The sequence below is a fragment of the Sphingomonas sp. genome (genome assembly GCF_031380695.1).
Lineage (GTDB): Bacteria > Pseudomonadota > Alphaproteobacteria > Sphingomonadales > Sphingomonadaceae > Sphingomicrobium.
Genome location: NZ_JANMWY010000142.1, coordinates 1 through 4,987, shown reverse-complemented (window position 1 = coordinate 4,987; position 4,987 = coordinate 1). Strand labels below are relative to the sequence as shown.

Sequence of the window (4,987 nt, the reverse complement as noted above, 5' to 3'; positions counted from 1 at the left end):
CTCGAGCGTGCTTGAGACCGAGGGCGACTATGCCGCCGTTGCCAACGAATGCTACCGCCACGTCCGCGAGGGCGAGAAGGTCGTCGCGGTTGTCTCGGCGCTGGCCGGCGAAACCGACGCGCTGCTCAACCAGGGGATGCGGCTGGGCGGCGAGCAGCCCCTGCTCCTCGCCCGCGTCGCCCGCACCGGCGAGCTTCACTCGGCGGCCCTCCTGACCCTCGCGCTGGGCCAGATTGGGGTCCGCGCCTGCACCATGGACCCGCACGAAATGGGCCTGCTCGCAGAGGGCGATCCACTCGATTCGACGCTGACCGACCTCGACGCCGACGCCGTGCTGGCCAAGCTCGCCAGTCATGACGTGCTGGTCGTCCCCGGTTTCACCGCCGGTCACGCGACCCACGGCGTCGTGACGCTCGGTCGTGGTGGAACCGATCTCACCGCCGTGTTCTTCGCCGCCCGGCTCGATGCTCACCGTGTCCGCCTGATCAAGGATGTCGACGGCGTCTATGACGAGGATCCGGCGAAGAACCCGCTGGCCGAGCGCTTCGCTCAGCTAAGCTATGCCGACGCCGCCCGGGTCAGCGCCGGCCTGGTTCAGGAAAAAGCGATTCACGTCGCCGAGCAACAGGACGTTCTGATCGAGGTCGCTGCAATGGGCTCGGCCGAGGAAACCACCATCGCCGACCTGCCGCTGGTGAAATCGCTCCCCCTCCAGCGCGCCAAGCTGCGCATTGCCCTCCTCGGCTGCGGTACGGTTGGCGCGGGCGTCATGACCTATGTCCTCAAGCGGCCCGACCTGTTCGTGCTCAACAAGGTGTTCGTCCGCTCGCCCGACAAACGCGACAATCCTTCACTCTATACCGACCAGCTGGCCGAGGCGATGACCGGCGAGGTCGACATTGTCGTCGAGACGATGGGCGGCGCGCACGAATTCGCCGACGCGCTGTGCGATGCGCTCCGCTCTGGCATCCACGTCGTCACCGCCAACAAGGCGGTCGTCGCGGCCCATTATGACGCGCTCCACGCCTGCGCCGCAGCAGGCAATGCCCGGCTGCTCTATTCGGGTGCGGTCGGCGGCGGCGCGCCGGTTCTCGAGGCGGTCGGGCGGCTGGCGCAGGAACCGGGCATCGTCGCGTTGGAAGGCGTGGTCAACGGCACGGTCAACTTCCTCCTCGCCCGACTCGCCAATGGCTGGTCGTTCGACAAGGCCATCGCCAAGGCGCAGGAACTGGGCTTCGCCGAGGCTGACCCCTCGTCCGACGTCGAGGGCCATGACGCCGCCTATAAATTGTCATTGCTGGTCCGCGACGCGATGGGGGTCGCGGTGTCTGCCGACCGTATCGAGAAGCAGTCGCTGGACACCGTCAGTGCCGAATCGATCCTCGCCGCCCTCGCCCGCGGCGAAGTGTTGAAGCAGGTCAGCCGGGCGCGTCTGCTGCCCGATGGCAAGGTCGAGACCTCCGTCCGGATCGAAAGCCTCCCCGCCAGCCACCCGCTGGCCAAGGTCACCAACACCGAGAATAGCGTCCTTATCACTGCCGCCGACGGATCGGTTCACGAGGTCCACGGCCATGGCGCGGGCCGCTGGCCGACCGCCGCATCGGTCATGGCGGATGTGATGGACCTGCAGCGCTCCGCCCCGTGCCAGCGTTCGGCCCCGACCGCCGGATCGGGCGTCGTCCCGCTGCGAATGAGCGCCTGAGATGCACCAGGCGACCGCGAGCGCGCCCGCCAGCATCGGCAATGTCGGCCCCGGCTTCGACATCCTCGGCCAAGCGTTCGACGCCGCCCGCGATCGCGTGATCGCGGTGCGCGAGGAGGCGGTGGGAGTGCGGCTTGGCACCGTCAGCGGGCTCTGCTCGACCCTGCCCGAAACGCCGCAAAAGAATACCGCACTCGCCGCCGCCGCTGCCGTCCTTGCTGCCGCCGGGGCGCGCTTCGGGGTACGGCTGTCGATCGACAAGGGCGTGCCGATGGCTGCTGGCATGGGCGGATCGGCGGCGTCGGCGGTGGCGGGGGCAGTCGCGACCAACGCGCTGCTCGACCGGCCGTTCGAACTGGAAGAGCTGTTCCCCTTCGCGCTTGAGGGCGAGCGGGTCGCGTCCGATCCGCCGCACTGGGACAATGTCATGGCCAGCCTGCTCGGCGGGCTGGTGCTCGGCGCGAGAGAAACACCGGTCAAGCTCGCTCGCCTGCCCCTGCCGCGCGGAGTCAGCACGATCCTCCTCCACCCCTCGGCGAAAATCGAAACGGCAGCGGCGCGCGGGCTGCTGGCGGATGCGGTGCCGATGCGCAATGTGGTCGAGCATTCGCGGCGACTTGCCGCCTTCATCGCCGGATGCACGACCAGCGATTTCAGCCTGATCGCGGCAGGGCTCGAAGATGTCCTCATCGAACCGCAGCGCGCCCACCTCCTCCCCGCGCTTCCCGTCGTGAAAGCGGCCGCACTTGGCGCAGGCGCACTCGGCTGCTCGTTTTCCGGCTCCGGCCCATCGGTGTTCGCCTGGGCGCCCGACGGCGAGGCACGCGCGGTCGAGGCGGCGATGGCGCAGGCATTCAAGGACGCCGGCCTCACCGCTCGTGCCTATCGCGCCCCGACCGACAGTGCCGGTGCCCGCATCGAGCAGGCGGCGGCGATGGCCGCCTGATGCGCTTCACCAGCACCCGCGGCCAGTCGCCCGCTGTCTCGCTGAGCGAGGCGATTCGCAACGGCGCCGCCCCCGATGGCGGATTGTATCTGCCCGCGAGTCAAGTCGTCGCCGATCCCGCCTCGCTCGACCCTACGCTACCCATCCCCGACTTCGCTGCCGGCTTCCTTGGGCCTTTCTTTGCCGGTGACGCACTCGAAGCCGAACTGCCCGCAATCTGCACCGGCGCGTTCAACTTTCCGCTACCCGTCACGACCCTCCCCGACGGCCGCCGCGCGCTCGAACTCTTCCACGGCCCGACCGGCGCGTTCAAGGATTTCGGCGCGCGCTTCCTGATGGCGTGCCTCGACCGGCTCGGCGATCCGGCGCACCCGCTGACCGTCCTCGCCGCGACCTCGGGCGACACCGGCGGTGCGGTCGGCTGTGCCGCCGAAGGCCGCGCCGCAGTGCGCGCGGTGATCCTCTATCCCAAGGGCCGCGTATCGCCGTTCCAGGAGCATCAGCTGACCTGTTGGGACGCCCCGGTCCGCGCGATCGAGGTCGACGGCGACTTCGACGATTGCCAGCGCCTCGCGAAGGCCGCCTTCGCCGACGCGGCGATGACCAAGGCGCTCAACTTGACCTCGGCCAATTCGATCAGCATCGGCCGACTGATGCCGCAGATGGCCTATGTCGCCTTCGCCGCGACACGGGTGTTCGCCGAAACCGGCCAGAAGCCTGGCCTGGTCATCCCGACCGGCAATCTGGGCCACGGCTTCGCCGCGCTCTACGCCCGCGCGATGGGCGCGCCGATCGGGCCGATCGTGCTTGCGACCAACGCGAATGCGACGCTCGACGAGTGGGCGCGAACCGGCACCTACACCCCGCGCCCGTCGGTCGCGACGATCGCCAATGCGATGGACGTCGGCGCACCGAGCAATTTCGAGCGGCTGATCGCGCTTCCCGAAGGCGCGAGCGAGGTTCGCATCGAACTGGTCACCGACGACGCGATCAAGGCGCGGATCATATCCGACCAGGCCATATATTTATGGTGCCCGCATTCGGCGGCGGCGGCCGAAGCGCATGCCCGCCTGCCAGAGCATGAACGCGCCGAGCGCCCGTGGCTGATCTCGGCGACGGCGCACCCTTATAAATTCGCCGACGTGATCGAGCCGCTAACCGGTGCGTCGATCACTGCGCCACCAGCCCTCGCCGCGATCCTGTCCCGGCCGAGCCGGAAGGACTGCATCGGCGTGGAGCTTGGTGAGTTGGCGGCGTTGCTAGCCGTTCCCGCTTAGCGATCTGCGCCGCTGGTCACCGCCCCCTGCGACGCCGATCCGACCAGCCGCGCATATTTTGCAAAGGCGCCCGTAAACCCTTCGCCCGGCGCTTTCACCACCGGTGCCGGCCTTGAGTCCAAATCCTCATCGGTCTCGATCACTTGCCGGTCGACATCGATGACCACCCGGTCACCCGTCCGCAGCCGCGCAATCGGCCCGCCCATCGCCGCCTCGGGCGCGATGTGACCGACCATGAAACCGTAGGTCGCACCCGAAAAACGCCCATCAGTGACCAGCGCCACGCTGTCGCCAAGGCCACGCCCCTGAATCGCGGCAGTGATCGCCAGCATCTCGCGCATGCCCGGCCCGCCGACGGGGCCTTCATTGCGGATGACGACGATATCACCGGCTTCGATTTCGCCATGGGTGACCGCCGCGAAACAAGCTTCCTCGCCGTCGTAGACCTTGGCCGGGCCGTCCATCATCATCCGCTCGTGTCCGGCCAGCTTCACGACGCAACCGTCGGGGGCGATGTTGCCGAACAGCACGCCGAACCCACCACGCGCCTTCAACGGCGCGGCGGCGGTCAGGATCACGTCCTGCCCCGGCGTCTCGACCGCGCCTTCGAATTCCTCGAACAACGTCCTCCCGGTGACGGTCGGCGCATCGACCAATAGCCCAGCCTCCTGCAACCGTTGGCCGAGCAGCGCCGATCCGCCCGCCGCGCTCATGTCAGGGGCCATATAACGCCCGCCAGGCTTGAGGTCGGCAATGACCGGGGTCAGCCGCGACACTTCGTCGAAGATTGGCAGTGCGAACTCGGCCTCGCTCAGCCCCGCCTCGCGCGCGATCGCGAGCAGGTGCAGCACGAGGTTGGTCGACCCCGCCGTCGCCGACCCCGCCACCGCCGCGTTGCGCAGCCCCGCCGGGGTAATCATCTGGCGCGCGTTGCGTCCTTCCTTGACCGCCGCGACCGCGATCCGTCCGGCCTCGGCGGCCGCCACCGGCTTGTCGGGGTGGACCGCCGGGACAACGTTCAACCCCATCGGCGAGAGGCCGAGGAAGGGCATCGCCAGCGCC

The 4,987-nt window shown here is 68.8% G+C and carries 4 protein-coding genes; 3 read left to right on the top strand and 1 reads right to left on the bottom strand.

The genetic code is table 11. The features are described from left to right. The 3 genes from RMN84_RS05290 to thrC form a co-directional block, all read left to right on the top strand. Window positions 1-1,702: homoserine dehydrogenase (locus tag RMN84_RS05290; RefSeq protein WP_309611154.1), on the top strand; the 1,702-nt coding region annotated here is incomplete at its 5' end. 1 nt (window position 1,703) lies between these two features. After that, window positions 1,704-2,648, top strand: a complete 945-nt coding sequence (locus RMN84_RS05285) for a homoserine kinase (protein ID WP_309611153.1) — start codon at window positions 1,704-1,706, stop codon at window positions 2,646-2,648. Next, window positions 2,648-3,925 carry a threonine synthase gene (thrC, locus tag RMN84_RS05280; protein WP_309611152.1) on the top strand — a complete coding sequence of 426 codons (1,278 nt, stop codon included), beginning with the start codon at window positions 2,648-2,650 and terminating at the stop codon, window positions 3,923-3,925. Before RMN84_RS05285 ends, thrC begins: the two co-directional genes overlap by 1 nt. Here the strand turns inward: thrC and RMN84_RS05275 are convergent. Beyond that, the coding region (locus tag RMN84_RS05275) for a dihydroxy-acid dehydratase (RefSeq protein WP_309611151.1) at window positions 3,922-4,987 on the bottom strand (1,066 nt) is incomplete at its 5' end. The genes thrC and RMN84_RS05275 overlap by 4 nt on opposite strands.

Excerpts from the sequence above, each read along its gene's own strand:
- RMN84_RS05285 (WP_309611153.1), top strand. The coding sequence starts at position 1,704 with ATGCACCAGGCGACCGCGAGCGCGCCCGCCAGCATCGGCAATGTCGGC.
- thrC (WP_309611152.1), top strand. The coding sequence starts at position 2,648 with ATGCGCTTCACCAGCACCCGCGGCCAGTCGCCCGCTGTCTCGCTGAGC.